We start from the raw sequence: 24,375 nt of genomic DNA, 5'->3' as shown, positions 1-24,375 counted from the left end.
CTTCGTATGTTGTGTAAATTTGGTTTTTATATATCCAATGTTGATATTTTGTAACGCAAGGATATTTAAACCATCTAATACAAAAAAGCTATCATGGAAAAAACAGTAACATGGACAAAGGGCGTATTTGATAGCTCCTATCAAATCTTCTGCGATGGACAAATTTGCGGCAATCTTATTTTCAATACTTGGAACAACCATGCCATTGGCATCATGTCGCAGACCAATTATCAGTTTAAATGTAAAAGCTATACAGATACTACTGTTACGATATACGGCGACAACCACGTTGAATTGGGCAGTATCAAGATGAACATATGGCAAATGCGTGCAGTTATCAGCTTGCCTGGACAGATTCCCTTATCATGGAATTACAGCAATGGCTGGCTCAATCAATGGAGCATTAGCAACCATCAGAACACCCAAATTCATTATAAATCATCTTCGGGTTCAGGCATGGTGGTAGGACAAAACTTAAACGATGAGCTGGCCCTGCTTACAGGACTTTATATCAGAGAGTTCTTTTCTCGCTTATTGGTAGCCTTTATTTCTCTAGTTGCCGTTTTGGTAATACTTAGAGGGATTTAAAGATGGGTAACGCCACCACTCACCACTAATTTCATTGCGTCGGCAGCGCTCATGTTCAAAGGCTTAATTTTTTCCTTTTTAACGATGTAGATCTGTCCCGCAAAGGAATAGGAAAATGGGAAGTAAACAATGGCTTCATCAAGCATATCCAGTTTGCTCAAATCATTTTGTGTAAGAAACCCTATACGCCTCATATCGCCTTCGGCCTCTACCAATACCGGATGGTTGAATTTTTTCTCATCACCAACAAAAGCTTCTGTTAGATCTTTAATAGAGGTATAAATAAAATTAAACAGTGGCAATTTATTTAGCCAGCGTTGAAACCAATTGAACATGGGCTCGGTAACGAAATAGGTAACGAAAATACCTGCACCTAGAATAATCAGAATGACCAATACCAAACCTAGCCCCGGGATATTTCTGCTCTCGCCCGTATTTGGATCTACCCCAAAAATGCTATTGATGTTGACCCAGCTATCTACCGTGGTTACTGCCCACACCACAATAAAGATGCTTAGCGCAATGGGCACCACAATTAACAATCCTCTAATCAGGTAGTTCAACAAAGCTTTTCCAATCTTATTCATGGTGTAAAATTAACCTTTTAAATTGGTTGTTTTGTTTTTTGGGTGTTTAGTTGTTTGGTCATCCAAAAAACCAACCAACCAACCAACCAACCAACCAACCAACCAACCAACCAACCAACTATTCGTAGTAGTACACTCTTTTAACCCTTTGGGATACATTGGTGAGTATTTCGTAAGGAATAGTGCCAATAGCATTGGCCAAGTCTACAATACTATGCTCGTGATTAAACACAATCACTTCATCGCCCACCGCTGGTGCTAAGCCAGTAATATCTAGCATACACATATCCATACAAATAGAACCTATGGTAGGCACCAGTCTGCCTCCCACCAACATTTTGCCAATCCCATTGCCAAATGCTCTATTATAACCATCGGCATAACCAATTTTAACGGTAGCAATGGTTCCCCCATTGGGCAAAACTCCTCTCCTACTGTAGCCTACCGTTTCTCCAGCAGCCAAATGTTTAATTTGTGAGATGGTTGTTTTTAGCACCGCCACTGTTTGTAGTTCATCAATGGATTTATGGGCAGCATCAAAACCATATAGGCCTATGCCCAATCTTACCATATCAAACTGATATTTTGTCCAGCGGCTAATGCCAGAGGTGTTCAGTACATGCCTAATGGGCGAATAACCAAGTTCAGCAACTAGTTGTTGGTACATTCCATTGTAGCCGGTCACCTGTTGCTCGGTAAACGAATCATGCTGTTCGTCATCTGTTGCTACCAAATGGGTGAAAACAGAAACAACCTTCAGCTTTTGGTTGTCCTTCAATAGTTGTAAAAGTTCGGGCAAATGTTCCTCTTGAAATCCCAAGCGATGCATACCAGTATCCAATTTAATATGTACCGGAAAATCATTTACCTCATTCGGCAGAAAATGGAGAAAGTCCTGTAGCAATTCCAAACTATAAATTTCGGGTTCTAGCTTATACCTTAGCATGGCATCAAAAGCTGATGGTTCTGGACTCATTACCATTAATGGCAAGGTAATGCCCGCTTTACGTAAAGTAATGCCTTCGTCTACATAAGCTACGGTTAGGTAGTCTACTTTATGATGCTGTAGTAAATTGGCGATTTCGAAACTTCCACTACCATAAGAAAAAGCTTTCACCATAGCCATGGTTTTTACCCCAGGTGCTAATTTACTTTTATAGGATTGAAGATTGCTCAGCAGTGCATTAAGGTTAATTTCCAATACCGTATCATGTATTTTCTGCGCCAAGCGCTTAATGACTCTTTCGAACTCAAACTTACGAGCGCCTTTGACCAAGATGGTTTCGTGATTAAAATCGAGCTGGCCTACATTAGATAAAAATTCATCGGTATCCTTAAAAAAGTTTTTTTCCAGTTCAAACAAATCCGCATGGGCAGATATGTGTTCACCCACCCCAATTAATCGATGTATTTTCTTTTGCTTTAATAACAAGGCAATTTCCTGATACAGTTCATCTGCCGTTTTACCCGTCTCTTGTAAATCAGATAAAATCAACGTACGCTTAGGATGCTGGTTCTGCTGATTGAGAAAATCTAAAGCAATGGCCAAGGACGAAATATCTGCACTGTAACTATCATCAATTAATGAACACTGGTCTATCCCATTCACCAATTGCAAACGCATGGCCACTCTGGTTAGCTTTGAAAGTCTAGCAACCACTTCTTCCACAACATACCCCATGGCCAGTAAAGTTGCCCAGCAAATTACCACGTTTTCTATAGATGCCGCATCGGTAAAAGGAACAACAACCTCAATTTCCTGATACTGATATTTGGCAAGGATACGTGTTTTGTTATTTTCCGTAATCACCTCTCTGATTTGCAGATCTGCTGGCTGAACAAAACTCCAGGTAAATTTTTGCTTTCCTGGTAGATCTATATCTTTTGCGATGATATGTTCGGGAGCGTAAACAAAAGTCTCCACCTTTTTAAACAGCTTGAGTTTTTCCTTTAACTTCTCCTCCTTACTGGCAAAGCCTTCATCATGTGCTTCCCTAATATTGGTCAGTACGCCTATGGTGGGTTGAATAATAGCGGCCAGTTTCTCCATTTCATTGGGCTTGGAAATACCGGCTTCAAAAATCCCCAACTGATGGTTGTCATTCAGTTGCCAAACCGACAGAGGCACCCCTATTTGCGAATTATAACTTTTAGGACTACGTACTACTCGTTCATCTACCGACAGCAACTGATACAACCATTCTTTAACAATGGTTTTTCCATTACTACCTGTAATACCAATTACTTTTAATTGATACTGGCTACGATGATAAGTCACTAATTTTTGCAGTGCCGCCAATGTATCGGGCACTTCAATCCAATTGGCTTCAGGAAACTGGTCTGCTTCCATGGCCTTTTCAACCACAAAATTTCTGATCCCTTGCTGGTAGGCATTAACAATAAATTGATGCCCGTCTCTCTGTGCCTTGATGGCAAAGAATAAACTGTGAGGCGCATCTGCCAAACTACGACTGTCGACAATGAGGCTTTTGATATTTGCTAGTGGATTGATTAGAAAGCTTTTGCCATTTAAAATTTCGGCGATTTGTTGGATGGTATAGCTTTCTTTCGTCATGGCCGTGATGGGTTAATGGGAATTTTTTACGAATTTCAGCAAATATTTATGAAAACCGATAAAGAAAAGAAATACAATTACGATAAAAAGACGGCTTTGCAGAAAGCTGCCAATTGGTGCGCCTTTCAGGAACGTTCGCAACAGGAAATGAGGGACAAACTTTACGAATGGCAAATGAAACCGAATGAGGTGGAAGAAATCATTTCCACTTTAATTGCAGAGAATTTCTTAAACGAAGAGCGTTTTGCTATGGCTTATGTTTCGGGAAAGTTCAAGATTAAAAAATGGGGAAAGTTCAAGATCAAACAGGGACTAAAATTAAAAAGAGTACCTGAACCCATCATCAAAAAGGCGATCAACAGTATTGATGAAGATGAATATTTGGAGACTTTGCGGATTTTACTGGAGAAAAAGCAGGCCTTAGAGCGAGAGAAAAATTTTTTAAAGCGTCAATTGAAGCTTGTCAACTATCTTCAGAGCAAAGGTTATGAAAAAGATTTAATTTTTCTTTTGCTGAAATCAATCTGATTTAAATAATGATTTCATGGCATTGCAAGTATATAAATATGAAAAACAACCAGTTAGAATAAACTGTTAATTTTTTATTAAATATTTCTTGGCAGAAATATAAATCTGCGTATATTTGCATCACCAAAACGGAAATGGCCTCCTAAAAAAGTCAAAAAGTTTTGAAATATCGGATGATATTAACAATGCGAAAGTAGCTCAGTTGGTAGAGCACAACCTTGCCAAGGTTGGGGTCGCGAGTTCGAATCTCGTCTTTCGCTCTAAATGCCTTCCTACCAGGGGGCATTTAATTTAAAAAGCATTTATTGCTTGCTGAAGTGGTGGAACTGGTAGACACGCAGGACTTAAAATCCTGTGCCCTCAACAGGCGTGCGGGTTCGATTCCCGCCTTCAGTACAAACCTTCTTTATTTAGATAAAGAAGGTTTTTTTTCGAGATTTCATGTTGATGATTCCTTGAAAAGAAAATGCGAAAGTAGCTCAGTTGGTAGAGCACAACCTTGCCAAGGTTGGGGTCGCGAGTTCGAATCTCGTCTTTCGCTCTTAAAGCCTTCCTGATGGGAAGGCTTTTCTTTTTAAGATGGCGATGGGGCTAATAGACACGTCCCTATCCAATCAGGATGCCATTAACAAGCAACAGGTTCGATCCCGGCCCTGAGCACAAAATTTCTATGCTACTGAAAAGTATCGATTTTTGCTATTACGGAAACCCATAAATTATGTTGGGTTTAAACAGATACATTTATGCCATAAATTATAATCTTAAATATTATGGAACAAGTTCAAGCAATTAAACCAGGGCCAAAACCAAAAAAAGACAATGGCCAAGATGACAAAAGAAGAAGAGTTTTACCTGAGACAAAGCCAAAACATCCTGATTTGAAACCACACAAACACAGGCCAAAAGATTAATTTAGAGAATAAACTATTCACCAAATTTATTACGCAAGCCAAAAAACTTTAAATGTTTTTTGGCTTTCTCTTTTTTAAAATTTGCAGTATTCATTTTTTGTTATCTCATACATTACAAATTATTTCTGTTACTTTATTTAGTATCTCTTTAGAAAGCAATTCTTTCCCTATAAACTAACAGATTAATCAAAAAAGCCTTCCATTTCTGAAAGATTTCTAAAGAGAACTATAATTTAGCCTAATTCTTATTTTTTTTCTTAAACAAATCCAATCTTAAATTGATTTCATAAGAACCACTATTTTCACCTGCTAGCACTGCGATGGCCAAAGCTTATGTAAATTAATTGCCACAACAACGATATGGTACGTCAACTAGAAATAAGGGCCCTTGAATTGTGGCACATATTGAGCAGTTCATTTTATGTGTAGAAGCCACCAAAAAGGTTGAATCGTATCCAAAAAGAGCGGAACTCTCCACCCTCCCCCTTTCAAGCGCACCTGCACTCCATCATCGGTACACGTGCGCTCTGAATGACAAAGCCCAAAGACCTCTCCGGTACAGTCGAGGTGACGGTATAGGAACGGAATAGGCTAAATGAACAAGTGAACCAATAATCAAAAACCAATGACCAATAAAACTAACAAGCAATGAACAAAAACCAATGACCAAACAAACATGGAGATTCTTCGCTACGCTCTGAATGACAAGTATGATGACAAGACAGGAACGGAATAGACTAATGAACAAGTGAACCAATAATCAATAAAACTAACAACCGATGAACAAATAAACAATGACCAAGCACAAAAAAAGCCTTCCATTTCTGAAAGGCTTTTAAAGAGAGCTATCATTTAGCCTAATGCTTATTTTTTTTCTTAAACAAATCCAATCTTAAATTGATTTCATAGGAACCACTGCTTTCGCCTGCCAATACTGCCGTAGCGGAGGTATACATGAAATTCATCGACATATTGGACGCTAGCTTTGCCGCTATACCAAAAGTGGCACTTTGGGAGGTGTGGTATAAGCCAAAAAGATTTAGCTTATCATCTACAAACCTAACATTTAAGCCTACATCAAAAATATCCTTAAAACCATCTACTGCCCTAAAAGCTATTTTAGGTTCTAAAACAGTGCCAGCTAAATAATATTGATAAGAAGCCGCGGCATAATATCTTGCCAAGTTAGCTGCACTACCTGTCTTTGCTTTATCTCTATAAAAATTGCTTAGGTTGGGAATAGCACCTTCTAAAGTAAACTGTTTCCGCTTGTAGCGCACTCCAAAATCTCCATCAACATAAGTCTCCCTTTGGTTAAAGTTCCCTAAGGTTCCATCATTCACCTGTCCATTGATTGTATTGTAGTCTACAAGTTGGTCGGTAAAACCCAGCGATAGGCCAAAACTAATCCTATCCTCGGCATTTAAAGGCAAATGGTAGGCATAGGTGGCCACCGTTCTAACCTTCTTGATCAGACCTACCTGTTCAGCATTGAGGTTAAAACCTAATCCCGCTTTATCGGTCAAGGCATAAGTTGCCGTAATAAACTGGGTTTTGGGTGCGCCTGGCATTCGGTTGTCCTGTAACCTGATGCCCGCATCCAGTCTTAAATCCTTATCCGTACCCGCATAGGCGGGGTTATTTACATACTGATTTTGAAAGTACATGGTTGCCAATGGGTTCAACTGCGCCTTCAGGTTGCTAGCGGCAGCCACAAATGCCACCGATAGCAGAACTTTTATACTGTTTAACATCCTCATCTTATGAATCATTAATGTTGGTTAATCTTTAATAATTGTAATGAAACCTTTGTACTTCCCTACATTCTTGAAATTGATGATATAATAGTAGGTTCCTTCGGCCAATGGTATCCCGTTGAGCATTCCGTTCCACTCATTTTGATAGCCTTTTTTTGTATAGATCTTTCTTCCTGCCCTATCAAAAATCTCTAATTCATTATCAGGATATAGGTCTACATTTTTAATGATTAGGTTATCGTTCACCCCATCGCCGTTTGGTGTAACGATGTTCGTTCCAGCAATCTGGCGGATGTCTTCAGCCGTGGTCAAAGTAATTTGACGAGTAGAAGTACATCCCGCAGTGGTAGTTACGGTTACGGTATAGGTACTATTTGCCTGATCAGGTCTTACTTTCAACGTAGCTGTATTTCTATCCCCTATTATTCCTGACGGACCAGACCATTGGTAAGTAACACCACCAGTAGCGGTTAAGGTTGTCGTTTGTCCTTTCGAGAATGAGGTACCCAAATCAGACGTGATCTCTATTTCTGGCAAGGCATTTACCACCAAGTCGAACGTTTTGCTGATTACATTTACCCCGCCATTGGCAATACCTCCATTGTCGGTAATGGTTACCGTAATGGTGGCCGAACCACTTTGTCCCGAAGCAAGCCTATAATTAACCAGCGCATTTCCACCGTTTACATTGCCAGCAGTAAGCGAACTAAACAAACGGCTGTTGTTGCTAGCGACACTTACCGTTACATTCTGATTAGTTTCTGGACCAGCAGTAATGCCACTAAGAGCTACTGTTTGCGTGGTAGAAGTGTAACAAATGGTCTGATTGGCAATGTTTGCCAAAGTTGGCACTTCGTTCACATCGGTTACATTAACCACAAATGTTTGCTCTAAACTTGAACCGTATTGGGTGGTTGTCCTTACACGGATATTGAAGCTATTTTGCGTTTCGTAATCAAACACCGCCGCGGTATGGATACTATTCCCAACAATTCTAAATTTACTGTTATCGGTATCTCCAGCGCCAGTAACCAAGCTATAGGTAAATACTGCATTTGGATCTGGAGCAGTGCTATTTAAAACACCTGCGATGGTACCGGAAACACTGTTTTCTAAAAGTAAACCTTGATTAAAGGTCAAACTTGTTGGTGTTCCTGGGATTACAGTAAGCACACCATTTACTGGAGTGATGCTGTAATTTTGAGCAGTAGTACCTGTAACCGTAATTGGATAGTCACCTTGTGGCGAAGTACTTGTTGCGCTGGTGCTTAATGATGGAAGCGTGGTTAAGCTGTTGTTATCTTCTCCATTGATAAAACCAGCATATTTAACCGTCAATGCTGGCAAGGCCAAACCTTGAATGGTGGTTTTATTGTCGGCAGTAACCGTAAGTACCTTAGGCGTAATTGCCGCCGAAGTGTTTGCGGTAGCATTAACCAAATAGTTAGCGGCATCGGTACCGCTAATGGTAATTCCAAAGACAGCTATACTTTTGTTAGTGCCCACGTTCTTGTCGCCAAACATGGCAATAGCATATGCAGCAGTGAGTTGGTCGCCTGTTACCCGGTCGTCGGTTAAGTTTACCGTAGCCGTAAAACCACCATCATAAACCTTGCTATTTCCTGCCGCTGTAACGGTTAAGTTTCTAGCGGTAATGTTGGCCGTGGTACTAGCTGTTGTATTCACCGTATAGTTTGCGGCGTTAGCTCCGTTAATCTGAATACCGCTAACGGCTATTTCTTTAGCTATTCCCACTTTTTTATCCGCAAATACGGCATTGGCGTACTGTACATTCAACACATCACCAGCAACACGATTGTCGGTAACATTAACGGTTGCGCTTACATTACCGTCGTAAACCTTATGGATACCACTTGCACTTACGATAAGCGTTCTTGTGGTGATATTACCCGTAGTAGCTGTACTGGTGTTAATGGTATAATTTCCAGCATCGGTACCGTTAATGCGAATGCCCGAAACGTTCACCACTTTATCTGTTCCAACGTTTTTATTGTTGAAGCTTGCCGAGGTATAAGAAGTTTCCAATTGGTCTCCGCTTATCCTATCATCATTTAAAGTAACGCTGGCATTATTATTTCCATCGTAAGTTTTGTTTTGTGCCATTGCCGTAATCGTCAATGCCTTCACATTAATATCCGCAATGGTGGTTGCACTAACATTGTGCGTGTAGTTTAGCGCAGCTATTCCACTAATGTTGATACCACTTACTGTTACCAACTTACCTGCTCCTACATTTTTGTTGTTGAATAAAGCGGTAGTATAAGCTACGTTTATTTCATCTCCAGTAACCCTATTATCATTAAGGCTTACTTGAGCATTTCTAAGCCCATCATAAGTTTTATCTTGGGCATTGGCCGAAATGGTTAAAGCTCTTTTATTTACGGTAAGCTGTTGGGTTTGACTCACCGCAGCAAGCCAGTTTTGATTACCGTTTTGAGCCGCAGTGATATTGGCAGTTCCAGCACCCACGATATGCACTTTTCCAGCAACAACAGTAGCTACCTGTGGATTATCGGAAGTATAGGTTACCGTAAGACCAGAACTTGTGGTAGCTCCTGCACTGAAATCGGCATCGCCATAGGTTTTAGCTGGCAACACTGCAAATGAAATGCTTTGTGTGCCTTGTGGCGTTGCACTTACTTCAGTACTGTACACACTTTCAAACCCACCTTTATCAACCGATGTGATGCGATAATAATAAGGTGTTCCATTGTTAAGGTTATTATGAGTGTAAGTAACAATTGGTGCGGTAACAACCTGCAACAGATGAGTTGGATTAGCTGTAGTACCCCCGTACACTTTATAACCCGACAAATCAGTTTCTGAACTGGCGGACCAAGTTAAAATGTTATGTGCGTTACCCGCTGTGGCCATTAGCCCCATTGGTGCTGCCGGAGGAGCATCAATAAATACCGTTTTGGTAGCCACGCATTGGTTAGCGTCGGTAACGGTTAAAGTATAACTGCCCTCACTTAATCCAATTGCGTTAGCAGTAGTGCTGTTATTGGCAGACCATGAATAAGTGTACGGACCTACCCCACCAGTAACGGTGGCTGTTGCCGTACCGCTTGCACCGCCACTTTGTTGGTTGTCAACTTTAGAAATGTTGGTGATGATTAATGCTGATGGTTCTTCAATGGTCACCGTACGGGTAATGGTTGTTTGGTTAGCATCTTTAATGACAACGGTATAAGTTCCAGCGACTAAGTTATTAGCCGTTGCGGCCGTAGCCCCCTGCGACCAAGTGTAGCTATAAGGTGCTTTTCCGCCAATAACGGTTACCGTTGCACTTCCAGTAGCACTGCCATTACATTTTGCATCTGTTTTGGCTAGGGTTGCCGAAAGTTTAATCACCGCAAAGGTCATAGTGGTTTGTTTTATACCACCAGAGTTATGTGCGGTAACCGTGTAACTTGTCCTCACATAGTCTGCTGTTGGTGTACCGCTTAACACCCCTGTCTGCGTATTGAAAGACAAGCCTGGGGCTAGGTTGGTTGGACTGATGGTAAAACGAGCAATTGCACCACCATCGGCACCAACAATTGGTACCATAGGGTTAATGGCATGACCTACGTAGAAATCATCCGCTAATTCAGCATAGCTGATATCACCTGGGATTTTCTCATTAACCTTCAGGGTAAACGTTGCGGTATCTTTTCCACCATCATTTACCGCGTATACGTCATAAGTACGCAATACTGCCGTATCAATAGGTGTTCCGCTAATTACCCCTGTTTGGGTGTTAAAACTCAATCCATTTGGTAATGTAGCTGGATTAAGGCTAAACGTAATTTGGTTACCTCCTGTAGATTGAGGTGCAATATCGCTCACAGCTATATTCTTATTGAATACGTAAGCACTATTGTAAGCAATTACAGGTTTCGCATTTTTCACGGCAATATTCATGGTTGCCGTAATGCTACCCCCTGTATTGGTTGCAGTAACGGTATAGGTTTTCTCTACCGCACTTAATGTTGGCGTACCGCTAATGGTTCCCGTAAGGGCATCAAGGCTTAGTCCTTCTGGCAAGGCTGGGCTTATTTGGTAACTGATTACCGCTCCACCTGTAGAATTTACCGTAATCGGTGTTATTTCAACAGTTCTTACCAATTGATGTGATGCTTCATAATTGATCGCTGGCTTTTGATCTACAATGGTCAGATAAACATCAGCCGTTTTAGCCGGGTTACCGTAGTTAGTTGCTGTAATGCTGTATTTGGCTCTAAGCGTTAAGGCACTTGGGGTACCATAAACGTGCCCCGTTAGCGAATCGAGCGATAAGCCTGTTGGCAATGCCGGGCTAACGGTGTATTTGGTTACTGCACCTCCTGTTGAATTAACCGCCAACGAAGCGTTTACTCCTTTAGTAAGCACATGTTCTGTTTGATAAGTGATTGCTGGTGGCAAATCCTTTAAAAGGAACAATAAAGAGGTACTATTGTTGCCCGCTCCGTTGCTGGCCGTTACATAATATAGCTGACCATTGCTACCTAAAATTTGTGTAGGTGTTCCACTAATTACCCCTGTAGTTGGGTTAAGGGTTAATCCAGCAGGTAGTTCTGGGGTAATGGTAAATTGTTCTACCGGATCACCGCCTGTACTGGTATAGCTTGGTGCAATATTGGTGATGGCAGTTCCTTTAATTAAGGTTACCGGACTGTTATAAGTGATGGTATTTGGTGGAAGCGAAACTACTTCAATGCTTAGGCTGGTGGTGTCTTTGCCCCATTGCCCACCATTGGCAATGATTTTATACTCTGTAGACTTCGTTAAGCTGTTTGGCCTACCAGAAATAGAGCCATCAGTATTGAGCGTAAGACCATTAGGTAGCCCTGAAATGCTGTATGACACTATCGGACCGCCAGTATTGTCTGGTGGTGCTATTTTAGTGATGGTTTCATCCTTTTTAAATTTGAAGGTATTTTGCTGGGCATAAGAAATGCTTGGAGGCAAATCCTTAACGGTTAGGTTAACCACACCTGTGGTAGCACCGCCACTATTTTCAGCTTTCACCGTATAGTTTGCAGCACTGCTGGTCACGTTAGCATAACCTATGATAACACCTGTTAAGGTATCTATAGATAAACCTTCGGGCAATGCTGGCGAAATGCTCCATTTGGTCACCGCACCACCCGAAATGGTGGGTACTTCTCCCCTAAATTGTTTATTTACATAAAGCACGTAGTTTGGTGGATATACCAAACCGCTTGGTATTTTATCATTAATTTTAAAAGTAACGGTGTCTTTCCCTGTACCACCTGTATTGGTTGCAGCAACCACATAGGTGCTAATGGTATCTTGTAATTTAGTAGGTGTACCGCTAAAAGTACCTGTTGTGGTATTAAAGCTAATTCCCGCTGGTAAAAGCGTAGGTGTTACCGAATACGAATTGATAGGCCCTCCTGTTTTGGTTGGTGCAATGTTCAAATTACTTACACCAGCGGTTAACACTTGGTTTGGTTGTGCATATTGAAACTTGGGCACGGTATCAACCACCGTTATTTGCAGTGTACCTGTACTTTTGCCATAAAATGAATTGGCGGTAACGGTGTAATTAGTTTCCGATCTTACAGCCGTTGGTGTACCGGTAATGGTACCGTTGGCATTTAAAACCAAACCATTGGGCAAGCCTGCAGTATTATAACCAAATTGGAAGTTTTTACCCAAAGCGCTATTGGTTTCGGCTAAGACATAAAATGCATTCTGATCGGCATCTAATGAAATTCCTTTCATTTTACCCGATGTTAATTGCGAGTAAAGCCTACCTCCCTTGTCTACATAGTTATTTAAGATAATGACACTATTTCCATCAGTATTGATATATAAGTTGTCCTTTTTATCTATGGTCATGTAGCTACTGAAATCTACCGAGGTTAGGATACGATTTCTGGTACCTTTTGCATAGCTATCCGAAGCAAAGTATTTAAACAGGAACATAAAGGATACCCGATAATCTGACAACAGACCCGCCTGTAGCACATAAATATTTTTCTGTTTATCTACCACAATATCTCTCGGGTTTTCTGCAGGTGTAGCTAGCGTTGCACCAATATTAAGCCCTGTTATTGGGATGGTTTTTGCCGTGGCGTTACAGTTGGCAAACCTGAGGATCTGGCCTGCACTATATTCAGCAACATAAAGATCATTGTCGGTGTCTATAAACAAGCCTCCAACATTGTTAAGGCCAGTAGCAAAATCAGATACTACTTTGGCAGGGGTAATTTTTTTAATGGTGCCGCCTGCCGACATATAAACATTTCCGACTACGTCTACCGCTAGATCATAAGGAGCTATGGCCCCTAAGCCCGACGATACAAAGTCGGTAATTTCTGTTCCGCCTTTTTCTAGTTTTTTGATTTTTGCATTTCCACCTTCATAATCGGCAATGTAGGTATTACCAGCAGCATCGGTAGCTACCCCAGTTGGTTGAGTTAATCCAGTGTAAAGCGCCTCGCCAATTCTTTGTTGCGGAAATATTGCACCTGTATTGGTTGGGGCAGGAATCGCAGTAATTGGTGTACCTTTAGTATAGCTGTATTTGGTAGTGGCGTAAGTAATTTCTGGTGTTGGAATACGAGAAACAGATAACGAGAAGCTGGCATTACCAGTACCACCATCGTTGGTAGCTGTAACCGTATAGTTGGTTACCGAACTGAGCACTGTAGGCGTACCCGATATTTGACCCGTTGAACTATCAAAAACCAATCCCGTTGGTAAACTTGGACTGATACTAAAGGTATTGGTTGGACTACCGCTATATTTTGGTGTAACACTTAACATGGCTACATCTTTTTGCAGTTCGGTGTCCCTAAAATCATAGCGAAGATTAGTTGGAGCATCAACACGAACAGCCAGATCAAATGAGTAAGTAGTATTTCCACCGTCATTAGTAGCTGTAACCGTATAAGATTTATTGGTTGAAATAGCGGTTGGGGTACCTGATATAACACCCGTAGAAGTATTGAAGCCTAAACCAGCAGGCAAAGTAGGACTAATGCTAAAACTGGCAATAGGACTGCCGCCTGTATAACTAGGTAATTTATTGCTCCAAACAATATCCCTTAACACACTTGACGTAATGGTATACTGCAAGTTTGCTGGTGGATCAACCCTTACCAACAAGGAGAATGAAGCCGTGGTATTACCTGCGGTATTGCCTGCAGTAACAGTATAATTAGTATTGCCACTAATTACCGTAGGTGTACCCGATATTACTCCTGTTGATGCATTGAGCGTTAGCCCAGCAGGCAAGGCAGGACTAATGGTGAATGAAGTTGCCGTACCACCTCCATAGGACGGACGTACCGCAGTAATGGCCACATCTCGCAATAGCGATGAATTGCTAAATGTATATTGTAAACTGGTAGGCGCAAGTTCCGTAACCAATAACGAGAAGCTTGCCGTGCTACTACCGCCGTCATTAACAACCGTAACCGTATAGGTTTGTGCAGCTGTAATAGCGGTTGGTGTACCACTAATGGCTCCAGTAGTTGCATTGAATGCTAAACCCGCAGGTAAAGCTGGGCTAATATTAAAGCCAGTGGCTGGACTACCGGTGTAGGTTGGTGTTACCGTTGGTAGGGCATTGTTTCGTAACAAACTGGTGTGCGCAAAATCATATTTCAAATTTATTGGTGGGTCAACCCTCACCTCAAGTGGGAATGTTACCGTACCAGTACCCCCATCGTTGGTGGCCGTAACCGTATAGCTTTTAGTTGCCGTCATTACCGTTGGTGTTCCGCTAATGGCTCCGGTTGTAGTATTAAAGCTTAATCCGGTAGGTAAAGTTGGGCTGACACTAAAAGATGCTGCCGGGCTACCCTCGTAAGTTGGCGTTATGGCTGTTAATGCCTGATTACGCAAAATACTGTTGGCAATAGCATACTGTAAACTACTTGGTTCATCAACCCTTACCGCCAATGAAAAGGTTGTGGTAGTATTACCACCCAAATTGGTGGCCGTAATGGTATAACTAGTAGCTGCGCTTACTGCCGTAGGTTTACCAGAAATTACTCCCGTAGTAGTATTAAAGCTTAATCCTGCAGGCAAAGTGGGCGTAATGCTAAAACTTGATACTCCCGCACCGTTATAGCTTGGCGTAACATTTTCAAGGGTAACATCGCGCAGCAAACTAGCAGCAATGGTATAAACCAAATTACTAGGTGGATCCAGTTTTACCGAAAGATTGAAACTGGTTTGTTGGCTACCGCCATTGTTACTAATAGTAATGGTATATGATTTTTGAGCAGTAATGGTTGTTGGCGTACCTGAAATAACACCAGTGCTGGTACTGAAACTTAATCCGGCAGGCAAAGCTGGACTAACCGCGTAAGTTACGCCAATACTACCACCCGTAACCGTTGGGTTTAGGTTTACTGCAATATCTTTTTGTAAAACATTGCTAGCCATGGCATAAGTTAAACTCGATGGTGGAATTTCGGTCACTGCAAAATTAATGGTAGCAGTTGCGCTACCCACTGTATTGTTAGCGGTAATAGTATAAGTTGTTGCTACTTTGTTTGCAGTTGGCGTTCCCGAAATTTTACCTGTAGTAGTGTTAAACACAAGCCCATCGGGAAGTGTTGGGGCAATACTGAAACTATCTGGCTTACCACCTGTTACCGTTGGCAAAATTTCTCCTAAGGCTATTGTTCTATGAATAGTGGCAGGGAATACATATTGAAGATTAGTGGTTGGTACATTATTTACCCCAATCCTGATCACGGCACTCGATTCTCCCAACGGATTAGCTGCTTTTACCGTATAATCTTTAGCGGCGGTAATGGTGGTTGGCGTACCCGTAATGGTACCATTGTTATTAAAAGTAAGTCCTGCTGGTAATGATGGCGAGATCACAAAACCTCCGGCAGTAACTTTAATAACCTCAAAACTTTGATAGCCAGAAGCAACAGAGGTTACATATAAGTTATTATCCCGATCAACGCCTAAACCTTCGAAATACCACGCATTGTTATTTGGTATCGTATATGTTTCTACGGTTGTGCTACCTGCAGCAATTTTAAAAAGACGGTCGCCCGCAGCAAATATATTCCCGTAATCGTCCATGGCCATTTCAAAACCATTGCTGCCTAAGTTTGCAACTGTAGTGATAGCACTTGGATTACTGATTGGGATTTTTTTGACTACCCCGTCCGCAGTCAACCCATAAATAGCATTATTATAAATAGATATCCAGAAAACTCTCCCCACGTTACTTGCAAAAGTCTCGAGATCATTGGTTTTTAGGTTGTATCGGTAGATCAACCCTAAGCCTGGGTTACAGGCATATAGATAGTTTCCCTGGTCAATGGCCATAGAGGTTACACTACCCGTAAGCAGCGTTGTAGGCGCGGCAAAACCCGCATACATTGCTTTTAGTGTTAGACCTCTTTTTTCGGTGAAGTAAAAAACACCCGTAGTACGGTCAATCTCTATATCGTAAGGTTCGTTCAGCCCTGATATATATACCGACATTCTTCCTGCGGCATCAATTTTCATGATGCGGTTAGAATCTGGCTGACAGAAGTATTTATTGCCGTCGGCATCAAAGGCAAAGCCCCTCATTTTGGTGCCCCCTTTATATACCTTGTCCACTTTTAATGGTCCAATTTGCTGATTAAAGGAACCGCCAGCATTATTTGGCGTTGGGATGGTGGCTGCCTGTGCTATTGGCAAATTATATACATTGGTAGCATAGCTGATATTCGGTGCCGCAATCTGTCGTATTTCAATGTTAAGATTGGCGCTTGAAAAACCTCCCACATTACTTGCTGTAATGGTATACGGTCTATTTGGACTTACGGTACTGGCCGTACCCGTAATGGTTCCATTAGTTGTTAGCGAAAGACCTAAGGGCAAACTTGGAGTTACCGCATAGCCATATAAACTCAATTTCTTAATGGCTCCGGTAGTGGTATATCTACCTTCTTTTACCCAAAGTTGGTTATTGTTCAAATCTATGTACAAGGCGCATGGCGACAAGGCATTTTCCGAAAAGACCTGCAAAGCACTTGATGAGCTACCTCCCATGGGCAACATCATGATCTTATCCGCATAAAAATCTGACAGATATACGTTTCCTCCAGCATCTACAGCCATATCCTGATACGCAGGGTAAGCTTGACCTGCAACCGTTCCACCATTTAATAAAAATACAGCTTTGGGATATGTATTTCCGGTAGTTTGTCCTTCTGGATATTTTCTAATCCTAGTGATACCGATATTAACCATATTATTGCCATAATGGTACATTAGGGTAATATTTCCTTGAGCATCTATACCCAATTGCGTAGGGTAATCAATACCTGGCCAGCTTCCTATGTCGGTCTGCTGCTTCTCTGGTGTAATCTTAATTATCTTTGCATTGTAGGTTCCACTTTCATCGTCAACCACTTCTACCTCTCCGCCAGAGAAAGAAATGCCGCCCTTTACCGTAAAATTAGCGGTAAAGCAGCTTACATAAAGGTTATCATTTTGATCTATGGCCAATCCCGTTGGCATTTGCACATCCGAAAGAAAAACCTGTGGAGTATTGGAACCAGGGGTTAACTTATAGATCTTGCCCGAAAACCTTAAGATGTAGTTAGGCTTGGCCTCCTGCCCCGTAATTTTCCTGAGTAGGTCATCACCTCCCGAAAAATAGGAATAAAGGGAGCTTACATTATTGAAAAACGAGATGGCCCCACCTATTTTCGGTGCATTCTCTCCCAAAGCCAAAGCACCCGCCAAATAACTCGTTTCGTCATTCCGGTTAGGATTAGTAACAATTTGATAGGAGCCCGTTTCTGTCCAATACACATTACCCTTACTATCTTTTACAATGCCCCAGGGTTTGTCCCTATTTATTAACGAGTCGGTTACCCTTCTATTCGTTAAGTCAACATTATGGATGGTGTTTTTTCCCAAGATGAATGACATCATCTTGCCATCCTCTCTTTTAGAAATCCTGTTCGCATTGTATCCGCCAAGTCCAAACGACTCCTCTACACCCCCTCTTATTTTAGCGGGAATGGTACCCCCACTGTTGCTTGGTGCCGCTATTGGCGCAATAGCAACACCTTTACTAAAATTGTAGCTACTTTGACTGTAACTAATGTTGGGCCTTTGTTGGGCCTTTAGCGTAACAAAGGGGTACAATACGATCACCATTAAAATCAAGCATACCTGCCTGAAATTAAGAGCACGTGAATTGGCCACCTCCCAGCAATGGAGAAAACGGCCTTTGGTTTGGGCAAAGGTCGAGGTGTAGAAATTTAGCATATTTTCCTTTATAAATAGTTTGGCGGAACGGGTTCCTTTTTGATCGGTTTATTAAAAGCGTTAACAATCAATTTTTACAAGCCAAAAAAAGGATAAAATGAAACCTACATCAATAGCTAATAGTAGCCATCAATGGCTGCCTTTACCTAAGCATACAGGTACTTTGAGGCCATAACAATGTGGATCAGGTAAACTACACCAGTTTCTTTTGCAGGGCCAACCTTACTGCTTCGGTGGCGCTGTTTACGTGCAGCTTCTCGTAGATTTTTTTGATATGGTTGCAGACGGTAAAATAGGCAATGCCGCTTTTGTTGGCAATCATTTTATAGCTATGCCCCTCAACCAATAGTTTAAGGATGCCTTTTTCACGATCGCTAAGGTTATAGGAAGTAATGGGCTTTTCCTGAAAAAACTGTAATACCTTAATGGCTATGCTCGAGGTCATGGGCGCTCCGCCTTCCAAAGCTTCCCTAAGTTGAACCAACAGTTTATCGGGAGGTGTTTTTTTGAGTAGATAACCATTGGCACCTGCTTTAATGGCTTCAAAGATATGTTCGTTATCGTCAAAAACGGTTTGCATAATAATGGGCAGTTCGGGGAACTCGGCCTTAATTTCGCGGGTACCTGTAATGCCATCACCTCCCGGCATATCTATATCCATCAACACCATATCGGGCAGCAGGTTTCTCACTTCAATTACGGCATGGGTAGCACTGGGAAAAGTACCCACGCATTCCATATCAGTGCACATGTTCAAGAGCATAGAAAGGCTATCCCTACGGGTGGTATCGTCGTCAAATAAGATAATCCTCTTTTTCATATGTAGTGAGATTTTGTTTTGCCTATCCCTGTTTCCAAGCTGTTTGATCAGCTTTACCTTTTACAAAAGCAACGTACAAAATTAGGACAGACGGGCTATTTTACAATAGCTAATATTAGCTATCAGGTACGAGGCCAATATTCAGGGCAATGCTAGTCCCTACATCTTTGGTACTATTCATCAACAGTTCTCCATTGATCTCCTTGGCTCTTCGATGCATGTTCCTCAACCCATTTCCCTGTGACGCCGCCTTGGTATCAAAACCCTTTCCATGGTCTACAATTTCCATGACCAAACGTTCCGCTTTTAACTGAAGCGAAACATTTAATTGTGAGCATCCACTGTATTTTACCGCATTGTTAACTGCTTCCTTATAGATCAAGTAAAGGTTTTTCCTTTTCATCATGTTCAAGGGCAGTTCGGCCACTCCCTCGGCAATCTCAAAATGCAAAGCAATGCCGGCATGCTCCGTCATATCGGCACCAAAGGCACGCATACGGGAAATGATCTGCTCCATCGAATCCATGTTGGGGTTAACGCTCCAAATAATATCCCCAAGGTTTTCCTGTACGTTCTGTGCATTCTGTTTGATCTTTTCCAAAACTCCTTTCTCCGCAACATTATCCGACTGCATTAATAAAGAGTGCGTGTAAATAGAGATACTGCTAAGGGTACTGCCAATATCGTCGTGCATGTCTGCACTTAGCCGTTGCCTTAGTTCCATCATACGGTTAAGTTCTTCGATCTGTTTGCGGTCCTTCTCTATCCGGCCACGATAGCGCCTAATTAAAAAGAAGATGAGCAACAGGAGGATAAAGAAAACAATGATGGCAATGATGCGTGTTTGCGACAGCTTCTTATAATTTTCCAGCTTACCCCTTTCTTCGGCAAGCTTTTCCATATCGGTACGCTGCTGTACCCGCAGCACCAACAATGAATTGAAAATAGAATCGTTCCGTTTAATGGCTCGAATCACCGAATCGCGATAGGCCAAGGCCAATTGTACGTTGCCCGCCAACTGATAGTAACGGCTACGCACGGGGTAATATTTCTCCAAACGGTCTAACTGATTGCTCTTGGCAATGTGGCTCCTAGCACTGTCCAGCAATTGGTTGGCTTTTACAAGGTTCTTTTCTTTCAGATAGATATCGGCCAAAGGGATTTCTGCTCCTGCCGCAAGTCCCTTATCGTCTATATGGAGTGCGCCCTGTAGATCCACCTGAAGCAGTGGCTTTGCATTAAGGTACTGCCCTCTCAGATAGTAACAATAACCAATGTTGCCTAAAGAGATGGTGCGGTAAATGTCGCGAGCCTTTTTGGAGATCGCCGCATCTACCGCTTTGTTAAGGTAATAGATGGCCGAGTCCAATTGGTGCAGTTCACGAAGGCAAAGACCAATGGTGTTATAAAAATCCCAGGGATTGGCGGCATAGCTTACGCCCTTCTTTCCCATTTCAATGGCCTTTTTATAATTACGGAACTTGTAATAGGCCGAAGCGATCTCCGCGCAGTAGTCGGCATAGTTGCCAATGGTTTTCGGGCCATAAACATCCAGTAACTTTTCGAGGTTTACATAGGCGGCAAAGGCCTTTTCGTAATTGATTTCGCCAATAAAGTAATGATAGCCTACCATTTGATAGGCCATGGCCTGTACATTGGGATAATCTTTGTACTTTTTTCCAATCTCTTCGCTGAACTTTTCTACCAGTTGGGGAACATTCTTTTTCACCCTCGATAGTTTCATCACCTCTACAAAGGCCATCAGCTCTTTATTATTGTTGTTTACGCCGAGTTTGTGCCATGTTTTTTCGAGCTGCTCCCGTTGATCGTGGTCCTTCAGATATTCTTTGCGTAAAGAATCGAGCACCTGCCCTTTTAGGTTGACAACTGACAGCTCTTGGGCAGATAAACCCATGACATGAGTGATACAGCAAAAAATAATAACGTATAGAGACTTCAAAAGATGTTTGGGCTTACGTTGCTAAGATAAGAAAGCTTTTGGTTTTAATGGTTAATGAACAATAAACAAACGCCAATGGACAATGAATAATGAACAATAAACAAACTTAGTATGTCGCCTTACCTGTCATTTCGAGTGAAACGAGAAATCTCCAATAATAGCATCCAAAAGATTCTTCGCTACGCTCTGAATGACAAAAGCGACACTGATGAACCAATACTTCAAACTTTCCCAAGCACTCTTCTCTCCTTTTTAGGGAGAGAAACCGCACAGCGGAGAGAGGGTTAACCCTTGTAAAAACTAATAAACAATGTTTGTCATTCCGAGTGCAACGAGAAATCTCTAATAGCATCTTTCAAAGAGATTCTTCACTAGCGCTCTGAATGACAACGGTGGTGCTTGTGAATGACAACGATGATGCTTGACTAATCCCTAGCCACTAATACCTAACTACTAACCCCTAGTCACTAACAACTCAGCTCCTAAAAACGTATATTCGTACTGATATGAAAAGACTCATTACTATCCTAATTTTATCTATTCCTTTAATTTCATTTGCACAACAATGCGATTGCGCCCAGAATCTTGAATACACCATCACCCATGTAAAAGCAGATTATGCAGGTTTCAATGATAAAGTTAAAGGCAACCAGCGCAAGGCATATGAAAAGTTTGCGGCTTCGTTAAAAAAACAAGCTTTAAAAGCCAACAGTGTCGATTCATGCTATGTACTGCTTCGAACATTTACCAACTATTTTAAAGACAATCACCTTCGTGTTCAGCTTGATTGGAGGTATAGAAAAAAATACCCTGAATTGGCAAAAAAGTTAAGCCAGCAATTTGCTAAACCAGTTGTTATCTCACCTTCAACGGAAAAACTAGAGTGGAAAACCAACTTTAAAATTCTCGACAACAAAACAATCTTGTTAAGGCTACCTTCGTTTGAATGGAGTGAAAAGCAAATTATTGACAGCTTACTTAGCAAATACAAATCATCCTTAGCAAATTCAGCCCATTGGATCATCGATTTAAGAGGAAATACTGGCGGCACAGATTATGCTTTTAGCGGATTGATCCTTATATCTATAGTGACACCATCAAAATCAAACCCGATGAATATCTCTCATCCAAAGAAAACATCAAAATATTGACTGAGAACCTAAAAGATGAAGAGCTTTCACAAGCAGGCAAGGACTTTTTAGTGAAGTTGATTGATTTGATGAAGCAATATCCCAATCAGTTTGTGAACCCATCTGGAAAGGAAAGTTTCGACATCACACGAGATACCATCTATCAATACCCTTCAAAAGTCGCTGTTTTAATCGACCGAAATACAGCAAGTTCTGCAGAGTCGTTTCTATTAAACGCAATACAGAGCAAAAAGGTTAAAATATATGGCGAGAATTCTGCAGGCACCTTAGATTATAACAACACCCAGTTTTTTGATATTCCATGTAAAGATTTCAATTTGGTGATTCCCATTGGACGTTCTAAACGTCTTCCAGAAAACCCTATCGACAACATCGGGATAAAACCAACAGTAAGAATTGACGCCAAAGAAATAGATAAGGTCAATTATGTTAAGCAAGCGATGGAGAGGTAGCTTTTCTTCAAAGTGGAGATATAGTATGATGATACACTAAACATAGGTTAAATGGTGAATGATTGATTGCTAATGGAATACAAAGGAGCAATGGGACGAACCAGTGAACCAATCCCTAACTACCAACCACTACCCTAACTATTCAATTTCTCCATCAACTGCTTCTTATAAGATTGTCCTATGGGAATAAACTGCTGATCATTAAGGATCAAATTATCCTGTACAATACGGGAAATAAATAGTCTATTTACTACATATGATCGGTGCGATTGAATAAAATATGCTGGATTTAGCTTATCCAAGATTCCTTTTAAGGTGTGGTATAGCAAATGTGTTTCTGTATTGGTTACAATTTTAACATAATCCTTGTTCCCTTCAATCAACTTGATATCTTGTTGTTTAATGTTCAAATGGCCCTCTTTTACCCTAATGGTTAATTGATCATCAAAAACATTTGCTTCACTAGCAGCAGGGCTTAGCCTTTCCATCGCCTTCATAAACCTCTCGTATGAGAAAGGTTTCAACAGATAATCCTCAACACCCAATTCAAAACCTTCAAAAGCATAATCCTTAAAAGCGGTAGTAAAAATGGTTTTTGGCTTTTGCTTTAGTGCTTTTAAAAAGCTAATGCCATTAATGAGCGGCATTTCGATATCCAAAAAGAGCAGATCAACAACATTCCGTTCCAAATACTCAAAAGCTTCTACTGAATTTCTAAACTGCGCTACCAGTTTCATCCCAGGAGTTTGTTCAATATAATGCTTCAACACATCATGAGCAAAAGGCTCATCATCTAAAATCACACATCTCATGTTGTTTTAATACTTAGGTTTACCCTGTATATGTCATTTGTTTCTGTTATTTCGAGTTGGTTTTTGCCCGGATAATACAGTTCCAATCTCTTTTTGATATTTACCAAACCAATACCACCGTGCTTACTTTTTAAAGGCTGAATAGGTAACATTTCATTTTCGATATAGAAAGATAACAAACCCTTTTCAATTTTGAGCGTGGCCCTTACCCCTGCCTTGTTTTCCAGTTTGTGGCGTCCGTGCTTAAAGGCATTTTCTACCAGGGGCAAAAATAATAATGGGGGCATTTTCCATTTTGGAATTTCGCGTGGAATATCAAACTGAATAGTTGCATCTGGAAACTTCTTCTGCTCAATCTCAAAATAACCTTTCAAAAAATTCAATTCCTCTTCCAAACCCACCTCTTCCTGGTTGCAATCGTACAAGATATACTGCATCATCTGCGACAGCAACAAAATAAACCTAGGCGTATCCTTGGATTGTGTTAAACTCATTCCGTACAAACTATTAAGGGTATTGAACAGAAAATGTGGCTGAAGCTGCGCCTTTAACAAACTCAATTGAAGCTGCAGATGGTCGGTTTCTACCTTATGACGCATGGCCTCGTTCTGATAGGAAAACCTAGAGAAAGCTATGCTCAAAAAGGCGATAGAATCGGTCATGATCAGGTTCCAATCTAAAAAGAAACCATTGTACCGTTGATCAAAATAAACATATACCGGATCTCCGTAAGTAAACTGCTTGAAAACCCACGAAAGTATTATGTTGATGTATGGCGTCAGCAAAACAAAATAGACAATGGTGATGAGGATTACCCAAGCATATTTCTTTAAATGCAACAACTTGGGAACAGCCCATCGGTAATAAGGAATGATCAGCAGAGCGCTACAAATGCTAAACAGGCAAATCATGGGGTAAGGCAGGTTGTTATGTGGGGTATTTTTCAACCCAGAG

12 protein-coding genes and 3 tRNA genes are annotated in these 24,375 nt (G+C 41.2%); 7 read left to right on the top strand and 8 right to left on the bottom strand.

Annotated features, from left to right (window positions below; genetic code table 11):
• Positions 1-93: 93 nt before the first annotated feature.
• On the top strand, positions 94-588 hold the full coding sequence (locus ABDV71_RS08880; protein WP_343532091.1) for a hypothetical protein: 495 nt from the start codon (positions 94-96) through the stop codon (positions 586-588).
• Here ABDV71_RS08880 and ABDV71_RS08875 read toward each other — a convergent pair.
• Both ABDV71_RS08875 and ABDV71_RS08870 read right to left on the bottom strand, forming a co-directional pair.
• On the bottom strand, positions 585-1,175 hold the full coding sequence (locus ABDV71_RS08875; protein WP_343532090.1) for a DUF502 domain-containing protein: 591 nt from the start codon (positions 1,173-1,175) through the stop codon (positions 585-587). The two genes, ABDV71_RS08880 and ABDV71_RS08875, sit on opposite strands and share 4 nt — an antisense overlap.
• A 118-nt stretch (positions 1,176-1,293) precedes the next feature.
• A complete protein-coding gene (locus tag ABDV71_RS08870; protein WP_343532089.1) occupies positions 1,294-3,750 on the bottom strand; it encodes a bifunctional UDP-N-acetylmuramoyl-tripeptide:D-alanyl-D-alanine ligase/alanine racemase in 2,457 nt (818 codons plus the stop codon).
• A gap of 48 nt (positions 3,751-3,798) precedes the next feature.
• Here ABDV71_RS08870 and ABDV71_RS08865 point away from each other — a divergent pair, with 48 nt between their 5' ends.
• The 4 genes from ABDV71_RS08865 to ABDV71_RS08850 all read left to right on the top strand — a co-directional run bounded on the left by ABDV71_RS08865 (position 3,799) and on the right by ABDV71_RS08850 (position 4,819).
• A complete protein-coding gene (locus ABDV71_RS08865; RefSeq protein ID WP_343532088.1) occupies positions 3,799-4,278 on the top strand; it encodes a regulatory protein RecX in 480 nt (159 codons plus the stop codon).
• Positions 4,279-4,465: 187 nt separating this feature from the next.
• Positions 4,466-4,538: transfer RNA gene (locus ABDV71_RS08860), tRNA-Gly, on the top strand.
• A gap of 51 nt (positions 4,539-4,589) precedes the next feature.
• A tRNA-Leu gene (locus ABDV71_RS08855) sits at positions 4,590-4,674 on the top strand.
• Between the two features lie 72 nt (positions 4,675-4,746).
• A tRNA-Gly gene (locus ABDV71_RS08850) sits at positions 4,747-4,819 on the top strand.
• 1,227 nt (positions 4,820-6,046) lie between these two features.
• Here the strand turns inward: ABDV71_RS08850 and ABDV71_RS08845 are convergent.
• From ABDV71_RS08845 to ABDV71_RS08830, 4 genes are all read right to left on the bottom strand, one after another.
• Positions 6,047-6,961: a PorP/SprF family type IX secretion system membrane protein gene (locus tag ABDV71_RS08845; RefSeq protein WP_343532087.1), complete on the bottom strand. Its 915-nt coding sequence runs from the start codon at positions 6,959-6,961 to the stop codon at positions 6,047-6,049.
• A 9-nt stretch (positions 6,962-6,970) separates the two neighbouring features.
• Positions 6,971-18,226, bottom strand: a complete 11,256-nt coding sequence (locus ABDV71_RS08840) for a putative Ig domain-containing protein (protein ID WP_343532086.1) — start codon at positions 18,224-18,226, stop codon at positions 6,971-6,973.
• Positions 18,227-18,419: 193 nt separating this feature from the next.
• Entirely contained in the window at positions 18,420-19,046 is a 627-nt protein-coding gene (locus ABDV71_RS08835) for a response regulator transcription factor (RefSeq protein ID WP_343532085.1), read from the bottom strand.
• Positions 19,047-19,161: 115 nt separating this feature from the next.
• The gene (locus ABDV71_RS08830; RefSeq protein WP_343532084.1) at positions 19,162-20,961 is read right to left on the bottom strand and encodes an ATP-binding protein; all 1,800 of its coding nucleotides are present in this window, start codon (positions 20,959-20,961) and stop codon (positions 19,162-19,164) included.
• A gap of 551 nt (positions 20,962-21,512) precedes the next feature.
• Between ABDV71_RS08830 and ABDV71_RS08825 the strand changes: the two genes are divergently transcribed.
• The gene (locus tag ABDV71_RS08825) at positions 21,513-22,157 is read left to right on the top strand and encodes a S41 family peptidase (protein WP_343532083.1); all 645 of its coding nucleotides are present in this window, start codon (positions 21,513-21,515) and stop codon (positions 22,155-22,157) included.
• Complete coding sequence (locus ABDV71_RS08820; RefSeq protein WP_343532082.1) at positions 22,154-22,609, top strand: S41 family peptidase; 456 nt, start codon at positions 22,154-22,156, stop codon at positions 22,607-22,609. Before ABDV71_RS08825 ends, ABDV71_RS08820 begins: the two co-directional genes overlap by 4 nt.
• 134 nt (positions 22,610-22,743) lie before the next feature.
• Here the strand turns inward: ABDV71_RS08820 and ABDV71_RS08815 are convergent, their stop codons facing one another.
• Both ABDV71_RS08815 and ABDV71_RS08810 read right to left on the bottom strand, forming a co-directional pair.
• Positions 22,744-23,421: a LytTR family DNA-binding domain-containing protein gene (locus ABDV71_RS08815; protein WP_343532081.1), complete on the bottom strand. Its 678-nt coding sequence runs from the start codon at positions 23,419-23,421 to the stop codon at positions 22,744-22,746.
• Complete coding sequence (locus ABDV71_RS08810) at positions 23,418-24,368, bottom strand: histidine kinase (protein ID WP_343532080.1); 951 nt, start codon at positions 24,366-24,368, stop codon at positions 23,418-23,420. Before ABDV71_RS08810 ends, ABDV71_RS08815 begins: the two co-directional genes overlap by 4 nt.
• Positions 24,369-24,375: the final 7 nt, after the last annotated feature.

Origin of the sequence: Pedobacter sp. (assembly GCF_039594775.1) — a bacterium.
GTDB lineage: Bacteria > Bacteroidota > Bacteroidia > Sphingobacteriales > Sphingobacteriaceae > Pedobacter.
The sequence above is the reverse complement of the archived record's forward strand: the minus strand, read 5'-3'. Positions and strand labels throughout refer to the sequence as shown.

Excerpts from the sequence above, each read along its gene's own strand:
- ABDV71_RS08870 (WP_343532089.1), bottom strand. The coding sequence starts at position 3,750 with ATGACGAAAGAAAGCTATACCATCCAACAAATCGCCGAAATTTTAAAT.
- ABDV71_RS08830 (WP_343532084.1), bottom strand. The coding sequence starts at position 20,961 with ATGGGTTTATCTGCCCAAGAGCTGTCAGTTGTCAACCTAAAAGGGCAG.
- ABDV71_RS08825 (WP_343532083.1), top strand. The coding sequence starts at position 21,513 with ATGAAAAGACTCATTACTATCCTAATTTTATCTATTCCTTTAATTTCA.
- ABDV71_RS08840 (WP_343532086.1), bottom strand. The coding sequence starts at position 18,226 with ATGCTAAATTTCTACACCTCGACCTTTGCCCAAACCAAAGGCCGTTTT.
- ABDV71_RS08865 (WP_343532088.1), top strand. The coding sequence starts at position 3,799 with ATGAAAACCGATAAAGAAAAGAAATACAATTACGATAAAAAGACGGCT.
- ABDV71_RS08880 (WP_343532091.1), top strand. The coding sequence starts at position 94 with ATGGAAAAAACAGTAACATGGACAAAGGGCGTATTTGATAGCTCCTAT.
- ABDV71_RS08835 (WP_343532085.1), bottom strand. The coding sequence starts at position 19,046 with ATGAAAAAGAGGATTATCTTATTTGACGACGATACCACCCGTAGGGAT.
- ABDV71_RS08875 (WP_343532090.1), bottom strand. The coding sequence starts at position 1,175 with ATGAATAAGATTGGAAAAGCTTTGTTGAACTACCTGATTAGAGGATTG.
- ABDV71_RS08845 (WP_343532087.1), bottom strand. The coding sequence starts at position 6,961 with ATGATTCATAAGATGAGGATGTTAAACAGTATAAAAGTTCTGCTATCG.
- ABDV71_RS08815 (WP_343532081.1), bottom strand. The coding sequence starts at position 23,421 with ATGAGATGTGTGATTTTAGATGATGAGCCTTTTGCTCATGATGTGTTG.